General features: G+C 71.3%; 26 protein-coding genes and 1 tRNA gene. 17 read left to right on the top strand and 10 right to left on the bottom strand.

The window, feature by feature from the left end; translation table 11 throughout:
• Nucleotides 1-87: 87 nt before the first annotated feature.
• The 3 genes from ACFQMF_RS08200 to ACFQMF_RS08190 all read left to right on the top strand — a co-directional run bounded on the left by ACFQMF_RS08200 (nucleotide 88) and on the right by ACFQMF_RS08190 (nucleotide 2,084).
• Nucleotides 88-576 (top strand): hypothetical protein, encoded by a 489-nt coding sequence (locus tag ACFQMF_RS08200; RefSeq protein ID WP_256409267.1) that lies wholly within the window; start codon nucleotides 88-90, stop codon nucleotides 574-576.
• A gap of 37 nt (nucleotides 577-613) precedes the next feature.
• Nucleotides 614-1,708 carry an archaeosine biosynthesis radical SAM protein RaSEA gene (locus tag ACFQMF_RS08195; protein WP_256409050.1) on the top strand — a complete coding sequence of 365 codons (1,095 nt, stop codon included), beginning with the start codon at nucleotides 614-616 and terminating at the stop codon, nucleotides 1,706-1,708.
• A gap of 172 nt (nucleotides 1,709-1,880) precedes the next feature.
• A complete protein-coding gene (locus tag ACFQMF_RS08190; protein ID WP_256409051.1) occupies nucleotides 1,881-2,084 on the top strand; it encodes a DUF8106 domain-containing protein in 204 nt (67 codons plus the stop codon).
• Nucleotides 2,085-2,122: 38 nt separating this feature from the next.
• On the opposite strand, the gene ACFQMF_RS08185 is transcribed toward ACFQMF_RS08190, so the two are convergent.
• On the bottom strand, nucleotides 2,123-2,962 hold the full coding sequence (locus tag ACFQMF_RS08185; protein WP_256409052.1) for a 5-formyltetrahydrofolate cyclo-ligase: 840 nt from the start codon (nucleotides 2,960-2,962) through the stop codon (nucleotides 2,123-2,125).
• A 160-nt stretch (nucleotides 2,963-3,122) separates the two neighbouring features.
• Between ACFQMF_RS08185 and ACFQMF_RS08180 the strand changes: the two genes are divergently transcribed.
• Entirely contained in the window at nucleotides 3,123-3,839 is a 717-nt protein-coding gene (locus ACFQMF_RS08180) for a DUF4013 domain-containing protein (protein WP_256409053.1), read from the top strand.
• Between the two features lie 82 nt (nucleotides 3,840-3,921).
• On the top strand, nucleotides 3,922-4,542 hold the full coding sequence (gene engB / locus ACFQMF_RS08175) for a GTP-binding protein EngB (protein ID WP_256409054.1): 621 nt from the start codon (nucleotides 3,922-3,924) through the stop codon (nucleotides 4,540-4,542).
• A 297-nt stretch (nucleotides 4,543-4,839) separates the two neighbouring features.
• On the opposite strand, the gene ACFQMF_RS08170 is transcribed toward engB, so the two are convergent.
• Nucleotides 4,840-5,886 (bottom strand): hypothetical protein, encoded by a 1,047-nt coding sequence (locus tag ACFQMF_RS08170; protein ID WP_256409634.1) that lies wholly within the window; start codon nucleotides 5,884-5,886, stop codon nucleotides 4,840-4,842.
• Between the two features lie 30 nt (nucleotides 5,887-5,916).
• The gene (locus ACFQMF_RS08165; RefSeq protein ID WP_256409633.1) at nucleotides 5,917-6,657 is read right to left on the bottom strand and encodes a DUF1405 domain-containing protein; all 741 of its coding nucleotides are present in this window, start codon (nucleotides 6,655-6,657) and stop codon (nucleotides 5,917-5,919) included.
• A 141-nt stretch (nucleotides 6,658-6,798) separates the two neighbouring features.
• Between ACFQMF_RS08165 and ACFQMF_RS08160 the strand changes: the two genes are divergently transcribed.
• The 7 genes from ACFQMF_RS08160 to ACFQMF_RS08130 all read left to right on the top strand — a co-directional run bounded on the left by ACFQMF_RS08160 (nucleotide 6,799) and on the right by ACFQMF_RS08130 (nucleotide 11,805).
• On the top strand, nucleotides 6,799-7,473 hold the full coding sequence (locus ACFQMF_RS08160; RefSeq protein WP_256409632.1) for an FxsA family protein: 675 nt from the start codon (nucleotides 6,799-6,801) through the stop codon (nucleotides 7,471-7,473).
• A 106-nt stretch (nucleotides 7,474-7,579) separates the two neighbouring features.
• Nucleotides 7,580-7,653, top strand: a tRNA-Ile gene (locus ACFQMF_RS08155).
• Nucleotides 7,654-7,840: 187 nt separating this feature from the next.
• A complete protein-coding gene (locus tag ACFQMF_RS08150) occupies nucleotides 7,841-9,040 on the top strand; it encodes a threonine synthase (RefSeq protein WP_256409631.1) in 1,200 nt (399 codons plus the stop codon).
• Nucleotides 9,041-9,305: 265 nt separating this feature from the next.
• On the top strand, nucleotides 9,306-9,512 hold the full coding sequence (locus tag ACFQMF_RS08145; RefSeq protein WP_256409630.1) for a hypothetical protein: 207 nt from the start codon (nucleotides 9,306-9,308) through the stop codon (nucleotides 9,510-9,512).
• Nucleotides 9,513-9,629: 117 nt separating this feature from the next.
• Nucleotides 9,630-10,622 (top strand): dihydroxyacetone kinase subunit DhaK, encoded by a 993-nt coding sequence (gene dhaK, locus ACFQMF_RS08140; RefSeq protein WP_256409629.1) that lies wholly within the window; start codon nucleotides 9,630-9,632, stop codon nucleotides 10,620-10,622.
• The gene (gene dhaL / locus ACFQMF_RS08135) at nucleotides 10,619-11,398 is read left to right on the top strand and encodes a dihydroxyacetone kinase subunit DhaL (protein WP_256409628.1); all 780 of its coding nucleotides are present in this window, start codon (nucleotides 10,619-10,621) and stop codon (nucleotides 11,396-11,398) included. The genes dhaK and dhaL overlap by 4 nt, the downstream gene beginning before the upstream one ends.
• Nucleotides 11,398-11,805, top strand: coding sequence for a PTS sugar transporter subunit IIA domain-containing protein (locus ACFQMF_RS08130; RefSeq protein ID WP_256409627.1), 408 nt, complete (start codon nucleotides 11,398-11,400; stop codon nucleotides 11,803-11,805). Before dhaL ends, ACFQMF_RS08130 begins: the two co-directional genes overlap by 1 nt.
• 33 nt (nucleotides 11,806-11,838) lie before the next feature.
• Here ACFQMF_RS08130 and ptsP read toward each other — a convergent pair whose 3' ends face one another.
• The 4 genes from ptsP to ACFQMF_RS08110 form a co-directional block, all read right to left on the bottom strand.
• Nucleotides 11,839-13,566 (bottom strand): phosphoenolpyruvate--protein phosphotransferase, encoded by a 1,728-nt coding sequence (gene ptsP, locus ACFQMF_RS08125; RefSeq protein WP_256409626.1) that lies wholly within the window; start codon nucleotides 13,564-13,566, stop codon nucleotides 11,839-11,841.
• Nucleotides 13,563-13,880, bottom strand: a complete 318-nt coding sequence (locus tag ACFQMF_RS08120; protein WP_256409625.1) for an HPr family phosphocarrier protein — start codon at nucleotides 13,878-13,880, stop codon at nucleotides 13,563-13,565. The genes ptsP and ACFQMF_RS08120 overlap by 4 nt, the downstream gene beginning before the upstream one ends.
• A 79-nt stretch (nucleotides 13,881-13,959) precedes the next feature.
• The gene (locus ACFQMF_RS08115; RefSeq protein ID WP_256409624.1) at nucleotides 13,960-15,162 is read right to left on the bottom strand and encodes a redox-regulated ATPase YchF; all 1,203 of its coding nucleotides are present in this window, start codon (nucleotides 15,160-15,162) and stop codon (nucleotides 13,960-13,962) included.
• Nucleotides 15,163-15,282: 120 nt separating this feature from the next.
• Complete coding sequence (locus ACFQMF_RS08110; protein ID WP_256409623.1) at nucleotides 15,283-15,540, bottom strand: DUF5789 family protein; 258 nt, start codon at nucleotides 15,538-15,540, stop codon at nucleotides 15,283-15,285.
• Between the two features lie 528 nt (nucleotides 15,541-16,068).
• Between ACFQMF_RS08110 and ACFQMF_RS08105 the strand changes: the two genes are divergently transcribed.
• Both ACFQMF_RS08105 and ACFQMF_RS08100 read left to right on the top strand, forming a co-directional pair.
• Complete coding sequence (locus ACFQMF_RS08105) at nucleotides 16,069-17,376, top strand: MFS transporter (RefSeq protein ID WP_256409642.1); 1,308 nt, start codon at nucleotides 16,069-16,071, stop codon at nucleotides 17,374-17,376.
• Between the two features lie 134 nt (nucleotides 17,377-17,510).
• A complete protein-coding gene (locus tag ACFQMF_RS08100) occupies nucleotides 17,511-18,068 on the top strand; it encodes a universal stress protein (RefSeq protein ID WP_256409622.1) in 558 nt (185 codons plus the stop codon).
• A 9-nt stretch (nucleotides 18,069-18,077) separates the two neighbouring features.
• Here the strand turns inward: ACFQMF_RS08100 and ACFQMF_RS08095 are convergent, their stop codons facing one another.
• On the bottom strand, nucleotides 18,078-19,070 hold the full coding sequence (locus ACFQMF_RS08095) for a biotin--[acetyl-CoA-carboxylase] ligase (protein WP_256409621.1): 993 nt from the start codon (nucleotides 19,068-19,070) through the stop codon (nucleotides 18,078-18,080).
• A 116-nt stretch (nucleotides 19,071-19,186) separates the two neighbouring features.
• Here ACFQMF_RS08095 and ACFQMF_RS08090 point away from each other — a divergent pair, with 116 nt between their 5' ends.
• Together ACFQMF_RS08090 and ACFQMF_RS08085 are read left to right on the top strand one after the other, a co-directional pair.
• Entirely contained in the window at nucleotides 19,187-19,534 is a 348-nt protein-coding gene (locus ACFQMF_RS08090; protein WP_256409620.1) for a 2Fe-2S iron-sulfur cluster-binding protein, read from the top strand.
• Between the two features lie 177 nt (nucleotides 19,535-19,711).
• Nucleotides 19,712-20,284 (top strand): hypothetical protein, encoded by a 573-nt coding sequence (locus ACFQMF_RS08085; RefSeq protein WP_256409619.1) that lies wholly within the window; start codon nucleotides 19,712-19,714, stop codon nucleotides 20,282-20,284.
• Between the two features lie 66 nt (nucleotides 20,285-20,350).
• Here ACFQMF_RS08085 and ACFQMF_RS08080 read toward each other — a convergent pair whose 3' ends face one another.
• Nucleotides 20,351-21,307: a DMT family transporter gene (locus ACFQMF_RS08080; RefSeq protein ID WP_256409618.1), complete on the bottom strand. Its 957-nt coding sequence runs from the start codon at nucleotides 21,305-21,307 to the stop codon at nucleotides 20,351-20,353.
• A 182-nt stretch (nucleotides 21,308-21,489) separates the two neighbouring features.
• On the opposite strand from ACFQMF_RS08080, the gene ACFQMF_RS08075 reads away from it, so the two are divergent.
• Nucleotides 21,490-21,972 (top strand): Lrp/AsnC family transcriptional regulator, encoded by a 483-nt coding sequence (locus ACFQMF_RS08075; RefSeq protein WP_256409617.1) that lies wholly within the window; start codon nucleotides 21,490-21,492, stop codon nucleotides 21,970-21,972.
• Between the two features lie 29 nt (nucleotides 21,973-22,001).
• Here the strand turns inward: ACFQMF_RS08075 and ACFQMF_RS08070 are convergent, their stop codons facing one another.
• Entirely contained in the window at nucleotides 22,002-22,529 is a 528-nt protein-coding gene (locus ACFQMF_RS08070; protein WP_256409616.1) for a phosphate-starvation-inducible PsiE family protein, read from the bottom strand.
• Between the last annotated feature and the right edge of the window lie 21 nt (nucleotides 22,530-22,550).

Genomic DNA, 22,550 nt, shown 5'->3' with positions numbered 1-22,550 from the left:
TCGACCGGACGACGGGCCGGACCGACGGTGTCGGGTCGGACGCGACGCCGCCGGTCCGTGAGCGCTAACCCCGCGGGGCGCGAACCGGTGCGCGTGACCGGGACCGACGACGACCGCGCCGAACCCAGCGCCGGCCGGGCCGCCGTCGGGTTCGCGCTGGCGGTCCTCGTCGCGTCGACGCTCCCGGTGTCGTGGGCCGCGCGCGCCGTCGACGCGGTCGGTCGCGTCGTCGGTGCGGTCGGCGGGGGTGACGCGGTGGGGCGGGGCGACCCGCTCGGCGGGGGCGGCGGAACGCTCCCCGTCGATATCGGCCTCACCGACCCCTTCCACCTCGTCGGCTACGCGGTCCTCACCGTTCTCGCGAGCCGCGCGATCGGCCGGGGACGGCGGGGACTCCCCCTGGCCGCCGGGGCGGCCGTCGCGTTCGGGTTCGGGATCGAACTCGTCCAGGCGCCGATCCCGTGGCGGTCGTTCGCGTGGGGCGACGCCGCGGTCAACGCGGTCGGCGCGGGGCTGGGAGCCGCGGCGGTCGTCGCGGCCGCCGCGCTTCGAGAGATCGCCGGCGAGCCCCGATGACGACACGGCTTTACGCGCTCGACCGCTTCTTCCGGTAATGAGTAAGCCGAGCCCCGACGCGTACGAGCAGGGGCGCGGGATGGACGCGCACAACGCCGTGATGCGCGACATCCGCGCCGAGCGCTCGGAGACGTACGACCCGACGCAGCCGACCCGCGTCTGGATCGACGAGGACAACACGCCCGACGGCGTGGTGAACTCCCTCACGATCATCCTCAACACCGGCGGCTGTCGGTGGGCCCGCGCCGGCGGCTGCACGATGTGCGGCTACGTCGCCGAGTCGGTCGAGGGCGGCAGCGTGAGCCACGAGGCCCTCATGAACCAGATCGAGGTCTGTCTCGACCACGAGCGCGAGGAGGCGGACGCCCCCGCCGAGCTGATCAAGATCTACACCTCCGGCTCGTTCCTCGACGAGCGCGAGGTCCCCGCGGAGACCCGCCGGGCCATCGCCGAGACGTTCGTGGACCGAGACCGGATCGTCGTCGAGTCGCTGCCGGACTTCGTGAGCCGGGAGAAGATCGGCGACTTCGCCGATCACGGGATCGCGACCGACGTGGCGGTCGGGCTGGAGACGGCCACCGACCGGGTGCGGCACGACTGCGTGAACAAGTACTTCGACTTCGCCGACTTCGAGGACGCCTGCGCCGAGGCGGCCGCGGCCGACGCCGAGTTCGACGCGGCGGTGGGGATCAAGGCGTACCTCCTCATGAAGCCGCCCTTCCTCGCGGAGCCCGAGGCCGCCGCCGACATGGTCGACTCGATCCGGCGCTGCGCCGACGTCGACGGCTGCCACACCGTCTCGATGAACCCGACGAACGTCCAGCGCTACACGATGGTCGACGAGCTGTTCTTCGAGGGCGGCTACCGGCCGCCGTGGCTCTGGTCGGTCGCGCACGTCCTCGAAGCGACGGCCGACGTCGACGCCATCGTCGTCTCGGATCCCGTCGGACACGGCTCCGACCGCGGCGCGCACAACTGCGGCGAGTGCGACGACCGCGTCCAGACCGCGATCAAGGACTTCGACAAGCGCCAGGACCCGAGCGTCTTCGACCAGGTCTCCTGCGACTGCGAGGCGACGTGGGAACACGTGATGGCGGCGGAGACGAGCTACAACATGCCGCTGGCGCGGTAGGGGGCCGATCGATCCGGAACGACGGTGACAGAACCGATCAGTTCGATTCGAATCCCTGAAACGGTCGTTTTCTTTCGGCACGAATATCGACGCGCTTCCGGGTTATAATTCGGAATATACCGAACGATCAGGCCGGACAAGACCCATATACGTCGGGACGGTACGGATAGGTATGAACGCAGTCGCCAGCGGTCCCCGGTCGTCCCCCCGGAAGTCGGTCCTCTTCTGTGCGGAGTGCAGCTTCCAGAGCCCCGTCTCGGAGGGGTGGCTCGTCGTCAGCGACGGCGACGCGCGCACCATCGTCTGCCCCGAGTGCGGTCACGTCGCGGACCACCGCACGGAGCGGTCCGCGCCGTCGCCGAAGCGCGCGGACTGAGCGGTCCCCGGTCGACGTCCGACGGTCGGTCGTCCTTCCTACCCTCGCTCCGGTGCCCGCTCCGCGAGCACCGGGATCTCGTCCAGCCGCTCCGGGTCGAGCGCGGTCCAGTCGATCCCGCTCGGCCGGTCGTACGGCGTCTCGGTCCGGACCGTTCGCTCCGGCGTGACGATCAGGTCGAGCGGTACGTCGTGCGCGTCCGGTTCGGGACGGTCCGCGCCGTCCGCCACGGGAGAGTCCGGACCGTCGATCACGGACAGCTCGTGGACCGTGGTCGCGACCGTCGTGTCGGCGTCGCCGGACTGCGTCCGGCTTTCACCGGGCGACGCCCGGTCGCCCGAGGGACGCTGTCCCTCGCTGCCAGAGGCGCGCTGCGCCTCGCTGCCGACGGCGTCGAGCTCGCTGAGCACGCCCCACTCCAGGTCGCTGTACCCCTCGCCCTTCCCGATCCGGGCGCCGTCGGTCGTCACGCCGACGGAGCCGGCGACCACGAGGTCGACGCGGGGAACGTCCCCGGGTCCGACCGGCGTGCCGTACTCGGAGATGCCGGAGACCGTCGTCGCGTCGTCGATCTCCTCGGGCGGTATCTCGGCCGGATCGAGACGGAGGAAGGGGTCCGGGTCGCGGAGCCGCGGCTGCGCGACGTACACCGTCTTGCCGGCGCGGAGCGCGGCGCGCCTGACCGGGAGCTGGGGCGCGTCGGGGTTGCACTTGAGCGTCTCGGCGCCGGCCCACTCGTCGGTCGCGGTCAGTCGCTCGCACGCCGCGTCCGCGCCCGCGAAGTTCGGGATCCGGTCGTGCGGCGGGAACGGGAACCGCGCCTGGTCGCCCGCCTCGAAGGCGTCCCAGACGGCCTCGCGGACGGCCTGTTTGTCCATGCCGGACGGAGGGCGCGGGGCGACAAGTAGGCGACGGACGCGAGGTCGACGCGGATCGGCCCCGATCTCGACTGACGCGACGGTGCGTCGTCGGCGAGACGGCGGGCCGTCGGCGACCGTGTCGCCGTTTTTATATATCAGATCGGTGTTGGGTCGGGATATGATCGAAGACGGGCTGTCGTATCCGATGCGCGAGGACTGGGTCGGGCGGATCGTCATCGGCGGCGTCCTGGGGCTGCTCTCGGTGCTCGTGATCCCGACGTTCGCCGTCTTCGGCTACCTCGTCAGGGTGCTGGAGCGGACCGTGGCGGGCGACGACGTGCCGCCGGCGTTCGACGACTGGGGCGACCTGCTGGCGAAGGGCGCGGTCGGGGTGCTCATCGCGCTCGCGTACTCGATCGTTCCCCTCGTCGCGTACGGGATCGTCGTCTCGGTGGTCGTCGGGATCGGGTCCGGAGTCGGCGGCGATCTCGGCGCGCTGATCGGCCTCACCGGCGCGCTGCTCGCGGTGGCCTTCATCCCCGTGCTGTTCCTCATCTACTACGCGGTCCCGGCGGCGCTCACGGCGTACGCGGTCCGCGGCGAGGTGAGCGCGGCCTTCGACGTGAGGCTCCTCAAGCCGACGCTGTTCAGCGCGGAGTACCTCCTCGCCGTGGTGATGCCGCTCCTGATCTCGGTCGGCGTCTTCCTCGTCTCCGTCGTGCTCATCGTGACTATCGTCGGCGCGGTGTTGGTCCCGTTCGTCCAGTTCTACGGCCAGGTCGCCGTGTTCCGGATGTTCGGGTCGGCGTTCGCGGCCGTCAACGACCGCATCGAGGGGCCGGCGGGCCCGGAGGACCCGGAGGGTCGGGCCGACGACGGCGGCGCGGCGGTCTGACCGCGGCGACGTCGGCCTCGCAGTCCGGGGGCGACACGGCCACGACGCGCCTTTTAAACCGCTCAGTCGCCCATGGACGCCTATGTTCGAAGACCGGCCGGACCGCGACGCCGAGGTCGTCCTCGTGGGGCGCTCGAACGTCGGGAAGTCCACGCTGATGCGCGAGCTGACGGGCCACGACTTCTCGACCGGCGGGAAGCCGGGCGTCACCCGGCAGCCGAACCACTTCGACTGGGCCAGCGAGGGCTTCATGTTCACCGACCTGCCCGGGTTCGGCTTCATGTCCGGCGTCGAGGAGGCGCACCGCGAGCAGATCAAGACGGACATCGTCCATTACCTAGAGGCGAACGCCGACTCGATCCTGGCCGGCGTCGTCGTGATGGACGGGAAGGCCGCCGTCGACATCATCGACCGCCACGCCGAGCGCGGAAATCTCCCCCACGATATCGAGATGTACGGCTTCTTGGAGGACGTGGGCGTCGAACCGATCGTCGCCGTCAACAAGACCGACAAGATCGACGACCTCGACGAGCGCCTCGACGAGATCTGCGACCGCCTGGGGCTCTACCCGCCGTGGCAGCAGTGGTCGGACCGGATCGCGCCGATCTGTGCGAAGCGGGGCGATATCGAGGCGTTAGAGGAGTGCCTGCGAACGCGGTTCCACGAGCACAACCGCGACGACCTGCTGAAGTTCGTCTCGTAAGTCGTCGTGTCTAATCGCAGAGTTGGTTGCTCCGTGACTGCGATTGTCTGTTTGTAAATGGCCGACTGCGGATCGTCGGCGAACACCTCCAGAGCCCCAGCCGTGAGGGCGCCCCTTTGAGTCCCGCCCCGCACAGCGACCGCACCTCACGCCTCCCCAGCCTCGTCGCTGGCGGCTGATGCCGCCAGCGACTCCCTCGCGCGTGCTCCTCGGCCCCGAGGCGGCCTCAGAGGCACGCGCCACCGCGGTTGTACTGGTATGTCGTCGGTATCGATATCCGATCGAGATCGCGTCAGGTCAGAACTCGAAGCCGACCGCGTCGCGGTCGGGGCGAAGCGGGCTCATCGGGTACGGCGGCGACGCCTTCGGGTCATTGAACGGCCGGGGCGCCACGTCGTTCGGGCCGTCGGGGTAGAAGAGGGCGGCGAGCGTCTGGATCGCGTCCCGCCCGCTGGCGAGTTCGAACTGCCCGCCGCCGTACATCTCGATCCCCTGCTCCCGACAGTACGCGATCGTCTCAAACAGCGATTCGAGGGTGCCGAACCGGGACGGTTTGATGTTGCAGTACCCCGGGTCGATCGGGAGCGATTCGAGGCTCTCGACCCCGTCGATCGGGTAGTCGAAGGAGAGCCGGTCCGCCTGCGGCTCGACGAGCGCCCGCGTCGCCGGCGTGAGCGCCGGGTCCTCGACGACCGCGGCGGGGAACGCGGCGAACACGTCGCGGTACAGCTCGGGGTCGGCCTCGGCGTCCACGTCGGTGCCCTCGTACCAGCCCTTGAGGTCCAGGATCCGGACGGCGTCCGTCTCCCGGAGCGTCACGAACGCCTCCTCCGGCCAGTCCGGCGTCGGGTCGAGCTTGAACTCCAGCTCGTCGTCGAGCGCGAGCAGCTCCTCGACGCGGTCGGTCGTCGGCGGCTCGCCGAGGCGCGTGGAGACGACGAACCGCACCGGCGACGCCTCGACGCCGAGGAACGCGCCGAGCGACTCCTCCCGCTGCCTGAGCGCCAGGTCGAGCGCCGCGCTCTCGACCGCCCACCGGCGGTAGCTCCGCGAGTACTCGCGTTCCGGCGCCTCGTGCGCGAACAGATCCTCGTTGTCGAGCCGCGCCGACAGCTCGTCGATCGTCCACTCCCCCTCGATGTCGATCGGGTCGGTCCCCGCGAGCGCGTCATGGTCCTCGGTCTCGTAGGTCACGTCCTCGCCGCGTCCGACGACGCCGTCGCCGGCGAGCCGGAACTCGGTGGTGGTGCGCTCGAAGCCGCTGGTGGTCGCGCCGGTGTACCGACGCCGGTCGACGGACTCGATGGTCACGGACAGCTCCGCGATACGCTCGTAGACGCTCATGGATCGTCCGACGCCCTCGGTGAACTTAAATCAGGGACGCGGGCGGCCGCCGTCGGGACTCGCTCCGTCGCCCCCGGGTCCGTACCGCGTCCGGAGCTTCTCGACGTGGGTTCCGAGCGTCCAGAACAGCGGGATCACGGTGAGCACGACCGCGCCCGCGGCCGCGACCTGCAGCACCGTCGTGGTGAACCACGGCGTCGCGTCGGCGTACGGCAGCGAGGTGTGGGTCACGCCGCCGGTCACGGGGACGAAGTAGTCCATCAGGAGGTCGACCGTGTACCACGCGGTCGCGACGGCGACCGCCCCCGGCGGGAAGTCCGTGATCCGGTAGAGCACGAACGCCTGCACGACCATTCCGAGGTGGCTCACGAGGAGGAACGCGTACAGCGGCGGCCCCGACGTCTCGACGAACCGCGGCGCGAAGACGACGAGCACGTAGGGGGTCCACAGCCCGAGCTTGACGTTGCCGAAGAAGGCGAGCGTCGCGAGGGTGTCGCTCGACCGCCCGACCGCCCACGCCGCGAGCGCGAGCGCGATGAGCAGCGTCGCGCCCGGGCTGTCCGGGACGAACGCCCACATCTCGACGGGCACTTCCCGGAACTGGAACCGGTAGTACCAGAAGCCGAACGCGGTGCCGACGAGGTTGATCGCGACGATGACCCACGCGAACCGGAAGGCGACGTCCTCCAGCGCCTCCGGCAGGGGCGCGACCCACCGCGGCAGCGGCTCGCGCTCCGGGGGGTCGCGTCCGAGCGCGCCGACGATGTCCATACGCTCGGGTCGGCCCCGTCGCTCAAAGCCGTGGCGGTCGCGGATCGCCCCGACGCGAGCGCGGTCGGGCGTCGCCGGCGGTCGGGTCGGCCCCCGGCCGGACGAAAAGGGCTATGAGTCCCCGGCCGGAACGCTCGTGGTATGCGCCCGCGCACGCTGCTCGCGCTGCTGCTCGTCGTCCCCCTCGTGGACGCGCTGTTCCTGATCGTGGTCGCGACGCGGCTGGGGTGGGCGGTCACGGTCGCGCTGGTCGTGTTGACCGCCGTGCTCGGGATGCTCCTCCTGCGCGCCGAGGGGCGGGCGACGCTCGCGCGCGTCCAGCGCAAGCTGGCCCGCGGCGAGCCCCCGACCGACGAGCTGCTCGACGGCGGCCTCCTGATCGCCGCCGGCGCGTTCCTGCTCACGCCCGGGCTCGTCACCGACGCGGTCGGCTTCCTGCTCGCGCTCCCGCTCTCGCGAGTCCCGATCCGCATGGCGCTCAAGAAGTACGTCGTGGTGCCGTACCTCGACGGCGAGAGCGGGGGCTTCGCCTCCGGCAACGTGTACATCGGCGGCTTCCCCGGCGGCGACGGCGGCGGGGCCGGCTTCACGATGGGCGGCGGGGGATTCGGCGGCGACGGGTTCGACGGCCCCGCCGGCGACGACCCCGACGACTTCCCCGGTGCGGGCGGCGCCGGTGGGTCCGGTGGAGCGACGGACGGGGGAAGCGGCGGGAGCGGCGACGGCGGCGACCGTTTCGACGACCCGGACCGCGCCGACGACGTGGTCGACGTCGACTTCACGGTCGAAGACGAGGAGTCCGAGCGAACCGACTGACCGCGAGAGGATCGCGGCGCGGGACGTTAAAACCGCGAGACGGCGGCGGACTGTCGAAAGGAAACCCTTAAAATCCTACCCGCGCAACGACCGAATGCGCTCACCTGGGCCAATAGCTCAGTCAGGTTGAGCGCTCGGCTGATAACCGGGAGGTCCACGGTTCAAATCCGTGTTGGCCCACCTGCTTCGCGGGCGGCCTTCGGCCGCTCGGGATTGGTGGGCTGGGACTCCCCAGCCACCCAATTTCGTCGTTCTAATCCTCCAGCGACGCCGCTACATCGTCGAGAGCGCGTTCGAGGCGTGCTCGGTCGAAACGGTCCCGTTCTCCCGTGACCAGTCATTTGTAGGCCGCGCGCGAGGGGGTGGTATGGACCGATTGGCCTGTTACGACTGCGGCGAGACGTACGCGTTCGGCGACGCGGTCCGCTGTCGCTGCGGCGAGCCGCTCTGGTTCGAGCCCGACACCGCGTCGTTCGACTGGTCCGACGCGAGCGGAACGACGGGGGGCGACGCGACGCTCGGACGGGACACCCTCTGGCGTTACGACTCCGTGCTCCCCGCGGCGGCGCCGACCGGATTCGCCGCCGCTGCCGGGGGGACGCCGCTGTTTCGGGCGCCGTCTATCGAACCGACGGACGGCCCCCGGATCCATCTCAAGGTCGAGGGCGTCAACCCGACGGGGAGCTTCAAGGACCGGGGAACGGCCGTCGGTGTCTGCCGAGCGGACGGCCCGATCGGAACGGTCTCGCACGGCAACATGGCGCTGAGCGTCGCCGCTCACGCCGCCGCGGCGGACCGCGAAGCGGTCATCCTCGTGGCCGAGGACACCCCCGACTCCCGGCTCGCGATGATCGCCCAACACGACCCGCACCTGTTCCGGGTCCGCGGGGACTACGGGCGGCTCTACCGCGACACCGTCGACGGCGACCTCGGCGCCGCGTTCCTCAACTCGGACGCCCCGCTCCGCGTGGCCGGACAGAAGACGGTCGCGTACGAGATCTGCGAGGCGTTCGCCCCCGACGCCCCCGACGCGATCGTCCTGCCGGTCAGCAGCGGCGGGCAGGCGAGCGGGGTCTGGAAAGCGCTCCGAGAGCTGGACGCCGCCGGACTGCTCCCGTCGGTACCGCGGATCTACCTCGCGCAGGCCGCGCGGTGCGATCCGATCGCGCGGGCGTACCGACGCGGGAGGTCGCGCGTCGAGCCGGTCGAGGGGGAGCCGACGGCGGCCGTCTCGATCAACAACGCCGACCCGCCGAGCGGGAACCGGGCGCTGGCCGCGGTCGCGGAGACGGACGGGGGCGTCGTCTCCGTCGCCGAGGAGGCGATGATCGACGAGACGGACCGCCTCGCGGCCGACGCCGGGGTCTCCGTCGAGCCGTCCTGCGCCGTGGCCACAGCCGCCGTGCGGGAGCTCGCCACGGCCGGGGAGTTCGACGCCGCGGACGACGTCGCCGTGATACTGACCGGGTCGGGGTACAAGTACGGGCCGTCGGATCCCGACACCGCGTCGGTTCGGGAGGTCGACCGGACGGACGTCCCCGCCGCGGTCCGCGACGCGGTGTCGTGAGCCGCCGCAACCGGCCGCTGTCGGTCCTTCCGTCGGTCGGCGGCGTCGTCTCGCCGGACCAGCGCGCCGACGTACCGGAACTGCGGTCCCATCGAAACCGCTCCGGCGAGGCCGGCTCGGGAGGGGTCGCCGGGGATACGCGGCGACGAACGCGTACACCGAGACGGGGGCGCTGAGCGGGTTGAGCCGGCGGCGTGGACGTCGGGACCTCCGACCACCGAATATTTGTACCAGTCAGCAGTCATCCACGGACGCCCTCGAAACCATGCTCGACGAGATATTCGAGATCGTCTTCGACGTTATCCTGGAGTTGGTCCCCACCGTCGTCCTCAAAATCGTCCTCTTGCTCGCCGGTCTCGTGGCGGTGGCGATCGGCGTCCCGCTGCTCGCCGACTCGCCGCTCTTCGGCGGCGCGCTGACGGTCCTCGGCGCGGCGGCGGTGATCGGCGTCCTCGCCAGCTGGGTGCTCTGAGGCGCGGCGGCGCGCTCCGCGGTCGCCGCGGTCCGTGCGATCGCGGTCGCGTTCCTCCGGCGGTCGCCGAGGGCCCCACTACGTTTAACCGGTCCGGACGAGATGTTACCAACGATCATGAAGAAGCTGATCAACGACCCGGACGACGTCGTCGACGAGATGCTCGACGGGATGACCGCGGCGCACCCGGACCGCCTCCGCCGGCTCCCGGAGACGCAGGTACTCGTCCGCGACGACGCGCCGGTCGACGACAAGGTGGCGCTTGTGACCGGCGGCGGCAGCGGCCACGAGCCGACCCATGCGGGGTACATCGGCGACGGAATGTTAGACGGGGCGGCCGCGGGCGACGTGTTCTCCTCGCCGACCGCGGACGAGTTCGAGGAGCTGATCGGGGCCTGCGACGCGGGCGACGGCGTCCTCGCGATCATCAAGAACTACGAGGGCGACGTGATGAACTTCGAGACCGCCATCGAGCTCGCGGAGATGGAGGGGATCGAGGTCGAGAGCGTCGTGGTGAACGACGACGTGGCGGTCGAGGACTCGCTGTACACGTCCGGGCGGCGCGGCGTCTGCGGGACGATCCTCGTCCACAAGGCCGCGGGCGCGAAGGCGGCGCAGGGCGCCGACCTCTCGGAGGTTAAGCGCGTCGCGGAGAAGGTGATCGACAACGTCGGCACGATGGGCACCGCGCTCACCTCCTGCGTCACCCCCGAGAAGGGCGAGCCCACCTTCGACCTGGGCGACGACGAGATCGAGCTCGGGATCGGGATCCACGGCGAGCCGGGCACCGAGCGCACCGAGGCGATGCCCGCCGACGAGGTCACCGAGCACCTGACGGAGGCGGTCCTCGACGACCTCGACGAGGGGCAAGAGGTGCTCACGGTCGTCAACGGGATGGGCGCGACCCCGCAGATGGAGCTGTTCGTCGTCAACCGTCGGCTCCAGGAGCTGCTCGGCGAGCGCGGCCTGGAGACGTACGACGCGTGGGTCGGCGACTACATGACCTCGCTCGACATGGCCGGCGCGTCGATCACGGTGTGCGCGGTCGACGACGAGCTGAAGGAGCTGTTCGACGCGCCGGCCGACACCCCGGCGCTGACGACGAAATGAGCGACGACGGCGCTGCGACCGGAGACGACCCGGCGACCGACGACGGCGCGGCGGTCGTCGCGGCGGTCGAGGCGGTCGCCGAGCGCATCGAGGACGAGCGCGACCACCTGACCCAGCTGGACTCCGCCATCGGCGACGCCGACCACGGCGGGAACATGGCGCGCGGCTGGGCCGCGGCCGCCGACGCCGCGCGCGACCTCGACGACCCCGACCCGGAGACCGTCGCGAAGACGGTCGGCAAGACGCTGATGGGGGAGGTCGGCGGCGCCTCAGGCCCGCTGTTCGGCGGGTCGCTCGTGTTCGCGGCGGGCGAGCTCGGCGACGGGATCACCCCCGAGAGCGCGGTCGCGTTCGCGGAGACGTACCTAGAGAAGGTCGAGGACCGGGGCGACGCGCGCGTCGGCGACCAGACGGTGGTGGACGCGCTGACGCCCGCGGTCCACACCTTCAAGAAGTCGATCGAGGTCGACGACCTCCCGCCGATCGAGGCGCTGGCGAAGGCGGTCGCCGCCGCCGAGCGCGGCGTGGCGTTCACCGTCCCGATCCGCGCCCGAAAGGGCCGGGCCTCCTACCTCGGCTGGCGCTCGGTCGGCCACCAGGACCCGGGGGCGACGAGCGCGCTGTTCATCCTCGAAGAGCTGCTCGTCGTCGCCGCCGACCGGCTCGGCGTCGACGTCCCCGAGACGGACGCCGCGTCACCGACGATCCCGGACGACGATCCTGACGAGGCCGCGGAGGACGGCCCCGCCGGAGGGGCCGACTTGGAGGGCGACTGATGGTCGGGATCGTCGTCGTCTCGCACAGCGAGCGCGCCGCCGAGGGGATCGCGGAGATCGCCGCCGAGATGGCCGGCGACACCCGGATCGAGCCGGTCGGCGGCGACGGGAACGGCGGGATCGGCACCGTCCCGGACGCGATCGAGGACGCCATCGACGCGGCGGCCGGCGCGGGCGGCGAAGCCGGGGGAGAGGAGTCCGACGGCGTCGTCGTCCTCGTCGACCTCGGCAGCGCGGTGATGAACGCGGACGTCGCCGTCGAACTGAGCGACGCCGAGGCGGTCATCGCCGACGCCCCCGTCCTCGAGGGCGCGGTCAACGCGGCGGTCGCGGCCACCGACCCGTCGGCCACGATAGCGTCCGTCCGCGAGCAGGCGGAGGCGGCGCGCGACGTCGAGAAGCTCTGAGGCGGGGCCGTCCCTCTCTCCTCTCGGTTCGGGCTACGGCCCGCGGTCGTCGAGCCCCAGCACGTCGAGGACCTCGCGGCGCGTCTCGCAGGCGAGCGCGTCGCTCGCGAGGGACGCCGCGGCGTCGGCGTCGACCTCGCGCACCCGCGCCTTCACCTCGGGCGCCGTCACGGCGCTCATGCTGAGCTCGTCGAAGCCGAGCCCGACGAGCAGCTCCGTCAGCGCCGGGTCGCCGGCCATCTCGCCGCAGATCCCGACCCAGGCGTCGCTCCCCTCGGCGGCCGCCGTCGTGCGGTCGAGAGCACGCAGCACCGCCGGGTGGAGCGGGTCGTGGTACTCCGCGACGGCGTCGCTGCCGCGGTCGGCCGCCATCACGTACTGAGCGAGGTCGTTCGTCCCGACGCTCAGGAAGTCCAGCCGCTCCGCGAGCGCGTCGGCGAGGAACGCCGCCGCCGGCGTCTCCACCATCGCGCCCAGCTCCGGGACCGCGTGGTCGACGCCCTCGCTCGCGAGGTCGTCGGCGACCGACTCGACGGTCGCGACCGCGCGCTCGACCTCCTCGACCCGCGTCACGAGGGGGAACATCACGGCGAGCCCGTCGCCCGCCTCGGTCGCCGCGGCGCGGAGCAGCGCCCGGAGCTGCGTCTCGAAGAGGTCCGCGTGCTCGTCGAGCGACAGCCGGATCCCGCGCCGCCCGAGGAACGGGTTCGGCTCGTCGGGGAGGTCCAGGTAGGGAACCGGCTTGTCGCCGCCGACGTCGAGGGTGCGTACGACGACGCGGTCGTCCGGGTCGTCGAACGCCGACAGCGCGGCCGCGACCGCCTCGTACTGCTCGTCCTCGGTCGGCGGCGACTCGCGATCGACGAAGAGGAACTCCGTGCGGAACAGCCCGACGCCGTCGGCGCCGCGCTCGGCGGCCGGCCCCAGCTCGGCCTCGCCGCCGACGTTGGCCGCGACCTCGACCGGCCGGCCGTCGGCCGTCTCGACGCGCCCTCGGATCGCGTCCGGGCCCGCCTCCCGCGCCGCTTCGCGGCGCGCCCCGTCCGGGTCGACGACGACCTCGCCGGCCTCGCCGTCGACGAGGACGGTCTCCCCGTCCGCGACCGATTCGAGCGCCTCGCCGACGCCGACGACCGCGGGGATCGCGAGCGACCGCGCGATGATCGCGGCGTGGGAGGTGCGGCCGCCCTCGACGGTCGCGATTCCCGCGACCGCCCCGGGGTCGAGCGCGGCGGTGTCGCTCGGCGTGAGCCGCTCCGCCAGCAGGACCGTGCCCTCGGGGAGCGCGGCGAGGTCCGCGGCGCCGGTCGGTCCGTCTCCCTCGGCGTCGAGGAGCGCGCGGAGCAGCCGGTCGCGCACGTCGCGCAGGTCGTCGGCGCGCTCGGCCATCCGCCCCTCCATCCCCTCGAACTGCGCGACCGCCTCGTCGAACCGGTCCGCGACGGCGTGCGCCGCGGGGGTCCCGTCGCGGATCTCGGCCTCGACGTCCTCGACTATCGTCGGGTCGTCGAGGAACCCCTCGTGGGCCTCGAACACCGCCGCCTCTTCCTCCCCGACGCGCTCGGCCGTCCGGTCGCGGGCGTCGCGCAGGGCCTCCCGGGCGGCGTCCCGGGCCGAATCGTACCGCTCCAGTTCCGCCTCGGCGTCGACCGCGGCCGGGTCGGGGCGGTCGGGGAGCGTCAGGTCGGCGTCCGGCCGGTACCAGCGCGCCGCGCCGACGCCAGAGCGCGGCGTGCTGCCGACGCCGTCGAGCGTCCTCACGGCGCGTCCCCGGCGTCGCCGCCGCTCCCTCCGGCCTCGGATTCCCCCTCGACCGGACTCGCGAGCAGGTCGCAGACCGCGTCCAGCGCCGCCTCGGCGTCGGGGCCCTCGGCGACCACGCGGACCGACTCGCCGTGCTCGACGTTGAGCCCGCTGACGGAGAGCATGCTGTCGGCACGGACGAGGCCGTCGTCGCCGTCGTCGGCGCGGCCGATCGACACGTCGGCGTCGAATCGGTTCGCCGTCTGTACCAGCTTCGAGGCGGGGCGCGCGTGGAGCCCGGCCTCGGGTTCGACCGTGACGGTCCGTTCCATGGGGTCGGGTTGGACCCCGGCGGGTAATAGCTGATCGGAGTTCACGGCGGTCGCCGGGCCGGCGTCGCGTTCGGGGCGGCTACGGCGCAGCCTGCTTCGTGGAGACGAGCTCGATCACGTCGCGGTGGGAGAGCTCGCGGTCGGCCCCGACCTGGCGCCCGCTCCGACAGTCGGTGCCGTGGAGCAGCCCCTCGCCGATGTCCGAGTGGATGTGGTACGCGAAGTCCTCCGTCGTCGACCCCTCGGGGAGGACGAAGCAGTCGCGGAAGACGCCCTTCTCGTCTTTACTCCCGTTCGCGGAACCGGGGAAGACCGCGATACAGCCGAGCACGTCGAAGACGGCGGCTTCGAGCGCGCCCTGAACCCCAGTACCCTCGTACTCGGCGACGAACTCGGCGATCTTGTCGAGGCCCGCTTCCTGCTCGCCGGAGACGTCGCCGACGACGTCGAAGTCGCGCTCGCCGGGCGCGTAGTCGACGACGCCCGCCTCGTCCGCGGTTTTGAGGGCCTTCTCCGCGTGGGCGCTCGCGGGGACGAACGAGAGGTGGTCGTAGTCCGGGTCGGCCGTGATCTCCTCCCAGTTCGCCTGCGCCTCGGGCGTGTCCATCTTGTTGGCGGCGACGACCATCGGCTTCGTCCGCTTGCGGATCTCGCGGGCGAGGTCGGTCTTGTCGGTCTCGTCCCACGTCTCCGGGTCGAGCTCTAACCCCTCGGCGAGGATCACCCGCTTCATCCGGTCCTTGTCGATGCCGAACGCGGACATCTGGTCGGCGAGCTCCGCCTCGATCGCGGCGTCCGCACCGTGGTAGCGCGTCTCGAACTTCTCCAGTCCTTTCTCCAACACGTCGAGGTACCACGCGTCCAGCTCCTCCTCCAGGAAGTCGATGTCCTCGCGCGGGTCGTGGCCCTCGGTCGCCTCGCCCTCGATGTCCGTCTTCCCGGAGAAGTCGACGACGTGGATCAGCACGTCGGTCTCGTTGAGGTCGGTGAGGAACTGGTTCCCGAGCCCGCGGCCCTCGTGGGCGCCCGGGACGAGCCCGGCCACGTCGACGAGCTTCACGGGGACGAACCGCGTCCCCTCGCGGCAGACCCCCACGCTCGGCGTACAGGTCTCGCCGAACTCGGGGGCGGCGCAGTCGACGCGGACGTACGCCTCGCCGACGGTCGGGTCGATCGTGGTGAACGGGTACGCACCCTCGGGCACGTCGTTCATCGTCGCGGCGTTGAAGAACGTCGACTTCCCCACCGAGGGCTTGCCGACGAGGCCGATCCGATAGCTCATTACCGCCAGTGCGCGACCCGCGGTGAAAAGCGATGCGAGACGCTCCGTGACGTGTGTACGGGTGACGCGGACGGCGGGCGTGACCGACGGCGACGGATCCGACGCGACCGACGGGTCCGATCAGGCGTCGCCGTCGGACTGGCCGGGCTCCCCGACCGCCTCGACGGGGAGGACGTTCTGCAGCGCGGTGAACGCGTCTTCGGCGCTCTCGAACCGCGGTTGGTCGATCTCGGCGACGAGGTCGCCGAGGTCGGCGTCGCCGTCGGCGAACAGCACGGTCGTTCCGGCGCACTCGTCGACGAGCGTCTCGCGGCTCGTCGGGTACGACCGCTCGCGGAGTTCGCCTTCGACGCGTGACAGGTGCACTTCGTGAGTCATGCCACCACGTTAGCGCGCCGGGGGCTTAAACGCGCGCTCCGGCGTGGCCGGTGCGCCCGGTGCGGCCGGCGCGGCCCGCGCGGCTGCGAGAGCGATCGCGGCCCCCTTCGGGAGCGTTCGATCCGCCGGTGGACGTTTCGAAAGTCGGTAGACTCCGGCGCATCCGCCGTCTCAGGCCACGAGGCGGCTATATCACGGTAAATAACTACACTAAGTCGGCCTCAGTAGTAGCGAGTGTAAATTTCTATCCGTTATTCGACCCGGTGTTTTAAATTCGATTTTCATAGCAGGAATACTACTCGGCGCCGAACTGCGTTCGCGAAACGACTAACGAAATGCCGTATTATCGTGTGTACACTCACCGATTTCCTTATTAAACGCCCGAGTGTGCCTATGAGACGTGAAAGAAGCCATGTTCGACCAGATGTTTACCGGAAACACGCAGGCGCGTACCGTCTCCGTTCGCAGCGATCCGACCGCCCTCGCGGCCGACTTCGAGGTGACCGGCGCGTGAAGAGTCCGATCCGGATGACGAAGTACCGGACGCTGCTCCTGGCGACCGTCGGATTCAACTTCTCGTTTCTGATCTGGTTCTCGTTCGCGCCGTTCACGGGCGGGATGGCCGAGGAGTTCTCCCTCACGACGGCCGAGATCGGTATCCTCGCCAGCTCGGCGATCTGGATGGCGCCGTTCGGTCGCATCCTCACCGGGTGGCTCTCCGACCGGTTCGGCGCGCCGGTCATCTTCTCCATCGTGCTCGCGTACGTCGGCGTGTTCTCCATCGCCAGCGCGTTCGCGCAGGGATACGGCGTGTTCTTCGCGACGCGGCTGATCGTCGCCACGGCGGGGATCACGTTCGTCATCGGCATCCAGCACGTCGCCGAGTGGTTCGAGGAGGAGAACCTCGGACTGGCCGAGGGGATCTACGCCGGCGTCGGCAACGCCGGAGCGGCGGGCGGCGCGCTCGTGCTCCCGCGAGTGTTCGGCGCCGACTGGAGCGGCCCGCTGTTCCAGACCAACTGGCGGGCCGCCTTCTTCTACACCGGGATCGTCTCCATCCTCCTCGCGGGCGTCTACCTCGTCTTCGGCGAGGCCGCGAAGAGCGACGAGAAGCGGCAGGCGACCAGGGAGAACGCGACGCTGCGGGGCTGGCTCCACACGGCCACCCGATACGGGACGGTCGTGCTCGCGGCCGCCTACGTCATGTCGTTCGGACTGGAGCTGTCGATGAACGGCTGGCTGGCCACCTACTACCGCGAGGGGTTCGACACGCAGAACCTCGTGCTCGCCAGTACCTTCGCGGCGACGTTCTCCGTGGCGGCCGGGCTGCTCCGCCCGTTCGGCGGGTACATCAGCGACGTGCTCGCCCGCACGGAGACGAACATCCTCCCGGTGTTCGAGGGCCACTACCGCGAGCAGTGGACGTTCCTCGGGCTCTGTTTCATCGTGGTGACGATGGTCGCGATGACGCTCGCCGGGCTCTCCGGCGTCGTGATGAACGCCGTGATAGTCGGGTTCCTCGTCGGCGCGGGCTGTGCGTGGGCCGAGGGGGCGATCTTCGCACAGGTGCCGGCGATGTTCCCGGACAGCTCCGGCGCCGTGGCCGGGGTCGTCGGCGGCGTCGGCACCGTCGGCGGGATCGTCTACCCGCTGATCTACTCCGCGCCGTGGCTCGCCAACCTCCACGTGGGGTACTCGATAACGGCCGCCACGATGGTCCCGATCGTCCTGCTCGCGGCGTGGGTGTTCCGCCCCGAGATCGCGACGGTCGCGAACACCGCCGGACTCACCGACGCCGGTCCGGAGACGGGGTCGGTCACGCCCGGCGACGACTGACGGTCGGTGACGATTCTGTGGGGACAAACGAGGGACGAAGCGGGTCCGAACCGGTCCGGATTCGCCCCGAGACCGCCTCGCGGGGTCGGGGCAAAGCGTAAGCCCGTCGGCGAAATCACGTACTGTGTGATCACATGTCACTATACGACCGAATCCTGGTTCCGACCGACGGGTCCGCCGAGGGGGAGCGAGCGGTCGCGCACGCCGTGGACCTCGCCGCGGTCCACGACGCGACGGTCCACGCGATCCACGTGGTCGACTCGGCGCGGTACGCGGGGATGCCGATGGAGGCCTCGTGGGAGGGGGTCGGCGAGCTCCTGCGAGGCGACGCCGACGAGGCCGTAGGCGCGGTCGAGGAGCTCGCGGCGGGGACCGACGTCGACGTGGAGACGGCGGTCGTCGAGGGGTCGCCGAGCCGGGAGATCGTCCGATACGCCGAGGGCAACGACTTCGACCTCGTCGTGATGGGGACCCACGGTCGCGGCGGGATCGACCGCCTCCTCCTCGGGAGCGTCGCCGAGAAGGTCGTCCGGGGGTCGGCCGTGCCCGTCCTGACGGTCCGGATCGACGGCGACGTCCCCTCCGAGCCGGGCGTCGCAGAGGGCGCGAGCGAGGGGACGACCGACGAAGGGGCGGCGACCGACGGGGAGCCGGCAGACGAAACCGAGTCGGGAGCGTCGGGGCGGACGTAGTCCGCGGGGTCAGTCCCCGGCGTCGCGGAGGTGCTCGCAGTCGCCCGCGTGGACCCGTCGCGTCCCCTCGCCGGTGTCGATCACGAGCGCGCCCGGGGACTCGACGTCGACAGCGGTCCCGGTCACGGACCCGGTCGGCGTCTCCACCCGCACCCGCCGCCCGAGCGTGCTCGCCCGGTCGCGCCACGCCGAGAGGATCCGGTCGGGCTCGTCAACCGCCCCCGCGAGCGACGCGAACCGTTCGAGGAGCGTCGCCGCGAACCGGCGCCTGTCGACGTCGCCGCCGGCCTCGGCACGCAGCGAGGTCGCGTCCGCGGGCAGCGCCTCGGGGTCGAGGTTCGCGTTGACCCCGACCCCGACGACGAGCCACGACACCCGGTCGGCCTCCCCCTCCATCTCCGTGAGTATTCCCGCGAGCTTGCGCCCGCCGCGTCCGGAGCGCGCGCTCGCGTCTCCGGTCCCACTCTCGGTTCCCTCGTCGCCCCCGACGAGCACATCGTTCGGCCACTTGATGTGCGCGTCGACGCCGGCCTCGCGGCAGGCGTCGACCGTCGCGACCGCCGCGACGAGGGTGAACAGGGGCGCCCGGGCCGGCGGGACCGTCGGCCGCGCGACGAGCGAGAGCCAGACGCCGCCGCTCGGCGCGACCCACTCGCGGTCCAGCCGCCCGCGACCGCCGGTCTGCTCGTCGGCGACGACGGCGACGTCGGCGGCGCCCTCGGCCGCCAGCTCGCGGGCGCGGTCGTTCGTCGACGGGAGGCTCTCGTGGTACTCGACCGCGTACGGCGCGTCGAGCCCGAACTCGATCCCGGCCGCGCAGTAGGGGGGATCCGCGGGCGCGACGTAGCCGTCCGGCGTCGACTCGACGGCGAACCCCTCCTCGCGGAGCGCCTCGACCGCCTTCCACACCGCGGTCCGCGAGACGTCGAGCTCCGCGGCGAGCGCCGGACCCGAGACCGGTCCGTCCGCCAGGGCGTCGAGCAGCGCGCGGCGCGTGTCCATGTCGACCGGGTCGGGGCGGGCGCCGAAAGTCGTTCCGGGTCGCTCGCGCGGGGCGCCGCGTCGCCGGCGCGGGACCCGCTCACCTATGTGGCCGCGGACGTAATCACGGGCGTCGCATGACCGATGCCGAGGCCGAGACCGTTCCCCTGACCGTCGTCGACGGCGACGAGCGCACCGAGCTGTCGGTCGAGGTCGGCCGGAACCTGCGACGCGTCCTCCTCGACGCCGATCTGTCGCCGTATGCGGCCGCGACGCGGCGGCTGAACTGCGGCGGGCGCGGGATCTGCGCCACCTGTGGCGTGCGAGTCCGCGAGGGGCCGCCGGCGGACCACTGGCACGACCGGCTCGCGGCCCGGTTCGGCTACCCGCGGCTCTCCTGTCAGGTGACCGTCGACGGGCCGACGACGGTCGAGCTCGTCGACAAGCGCGTGTGGGGGTCGCGCGAGCCGGACGGTGAGGGCTGAGGTCCGGGACGGGGAGTCGGGACCGACCGCGAACGGGATCGGCCGCGGCCGCGCTCTCCGCGTCGCCGTCGCTCGCCCGCGAGATACCCCGTTTCCGGTGAAAACGGCCGGTCAGACGGTCGGACGGGATCCGACTCCGGGCACAAGACACAAGGTCTCACGGGCGAACGCTCCGGTATGCAACCCTCCAAGGAGGAGGAGTCGTCCGACGGCGACCCGATGGACGACCTCGACGACCTCCTCGACGACGACCTCGCCGAGGGCGGCTCGACCGCGTCGTCGGACGGCGCCGGGACCGACGCCGCGCCGAGCGAGTCGTCCGGGCGGGCGACCGCGGCGAGCGACGACGGCGGTCGCCTCGGGACGAGCGGTGGGTGGTTCTCGGCGAAGGCGTTCGCGCTCTCGGCCGCGGCCGTCGCGGTCGGCGTCTTCGTCGGCGGCGCGATCCCCTTCATCGGCGGGACGATCGGGTCGGCCGGAGGGGTCTTCCTCGCCGCGTTCCTGGTCGGGCTGGTCCTCTCCGCCCGCCGGTACGTCGAGACCGGGCTCGCCGGCGGCGCGGCCGGAGCGCTCGTCGCGGTGACGAACGTCCTCGGCGTCGGCTTCCTCCCGATCGGGATCGACTACCTCCGGCAGTGGGGGCTTCCCCTGCTCGCGGTCGGCGGCGGGCTCGGGCTCGTCGTCGCGCTCCTCGGTCACTACCTCGGGCGCGACCTCCGGGCCGGGCTGACCGCGGACATCGACGGCTGAGGGCGGATCGCCCCGACGGCTGAGGGCGGATCGTCCCGACCGCCGGCGGTCGCTCGCGCGGCCCCGTCACTTCCGACCGATCAGCGCGGGCCAGTGGTACGCGTCGAACCCGACGTACGCGGCGATCTCGCGGCGTTCCAGCGCGAGGAAGCCGGCGAGGATCGCGACGAACCCGACGACGGCCTCCGCCTCGATCAGGCTGCCGAGCAGGAGCCAGCTCCCGGCCGCGGCGACGACGGGCTCGGCGTACCCGACGAGGTGGAGCTGCGCCGGCCCGACCGCGTCGAGCAGCGCGAAGTAGATCAGGAACGCGAGGACGCCCGACAGCAGCGTGAGGTACGCGAGCGAGGCGATCGCGGTCCGGGTCCACTCGATCGCGGCCGGCGACTCGCCGAGCGCGGCGGCGCCGACGAACAGGAGCCCGGCGCCGATGACCATCGCCCAGCCCTGCAGGGCGGCGATCGGGAGGTCGGTCCGGAGCGGCCGGAGCAGCACCGCGCCCAGCGAGAAGGCGACGGCGCCGGCGAACGCGAGCCCGACGCCGAGCAGGGCGGAACCGTCGACGCCGGCCGCCGCGGGATCGGCGATCACCACCACCCCGAGGATCCCGAGCGCGAAGCCGCCGATCTCGACGGGGCCGAGGCGCTCGTTCGGGAGGAGGAGGGCGGCGAACACCGCGGTCAACACCGGCGCGAGGCTCACGACGACGGCGGCGACCGCGCCGGAGACGTACAGCTCGCCGACGTACAACAGGCCGTGGTAGGCGGCGATCACGAAGGTCGCCGCGACGGCGACGCCCAGCCACTCGTCGCGGCCCCGCGGCACCGTCCGGCCGGACGCGACCGCGGCGATCCCCAGCACGATCGCCCCGGCGATCGCGTACCGGACGCCGGCGAACAGCAGCGGCGGGAAGTAGTGCAGCCCGGCCTCGATCGCGACGAAGGAGGTGCCCCACAGGACCGCGAGGAGGACGAACGCGGCGACGACCGATTCCGAAGTAGAGAGGAACGTCCGTGACTTCATTGAGTGTCAGATCGAAGATTCTCGACGTGGTTAAACTATTCTCTTAGAATTGGAGGTATTTAGAATGAACAATCACACATACGAACGAACTGCAATACGGTCCCGGATCGAGCACCGTTCTTGGAGTCGAGTACAAGCCTGTCGGTCGGAATATACAACAGTCTCTCACGCGAAGGCGGGGTATGGACGAGCGCGACGTGCGGCTGTTGAAGGCGATCTCGGACCTCGGCACCGGGAGTCCCGAGCGGCTCCACGAGGAGACCGGGATCCCGGTGTCGACGATCCACTACCGGCTGAACAACCTGCGCGACGACGGCGTGATCGAGAACGACCTGTACGACCTCGACCACGAGGCGCTCGGGCTCGGCGTCACCGTGATCGTCGAGGTGCTCGCCGACTACGAGGGGCCGTACGAGGCGTTCGCAGACGAACTGCTCGCGGTCGAGGGGGTCACGGAGGCGTTCTTCACGATGGGCGAGACCGACTTCGTCGTGCTCGCGCGGCTCTCCTCGTCCGACACCGTCGAGCGGCTGATCAGCGACTTCGAGGCGATCCCGGAGGTCGAGCGCACGAACTCGACGTTCACGATCGCGACCCTCCGCGACGAGCCGCGCGCGCCGGCGACGTACGACCTCGACACGCTGCTGGCGGAGTTGACGGAGTGAGACGGCGCCCGACCACCGAGCAGCGCGAATCAGTCAGTGGTGATCGACGGCCCGATGGACCGCTCGACGAACAGGAGCGCGACGAGCCCCAGAACGACCAGCGTGTACGAGAGCGCGGCGAACAGCGCGTCCTGCGTCGTCGCGTACTCGGTGGTGCGGAAGATGATCACCTTCCGGACCATCGCGATGACGCCGGTGTAGATTACCAGCCTGACGATGCGACGGGTGTCGCTCTGTTCGATGTACGCGACGACCGTCTCGTACACCTCGACGATGATGAGCAGGAGGAGTCCCGTCTCGATGAAGCTGATGACGGTGTTCGGGTCCGTGATCTCGCCGGTGGGGACCGACTCCGCGATCTGGATCGCGAGGTCGACGACACCGATGCCGAACAGGAGCGCGAAAAGCGCCGCGGCGGCCAACTCGACGCCGTGAACGAACTGGTTTGTCACCTCCGAGACGCGGTCGCCGCGGGTGTGTGCGACTGCCGGATCGGGTGCGGGACCGGATCCGTCGGTCCGTGACGTGTCGTCGTCGGTCGGTGGCGGATCGTCCATCGAGTGTTACCTCTCGGATCG

The sequence above is a fragment of the Halorubrum rutilum genome (assembly GCF_042665015.1).
Taxonomy (GTDB): Archaea; Halobacteriota; Halobacteria; order Halobacteriales; family Haloferacaceae; genus Halorubrum; species Halorubrum rutilum.
The sequence above is the reverse complement of the archived record's forward strand: the minus strand, read 5'-3'. Positions and strand labels throughout refer to the sequence as shown.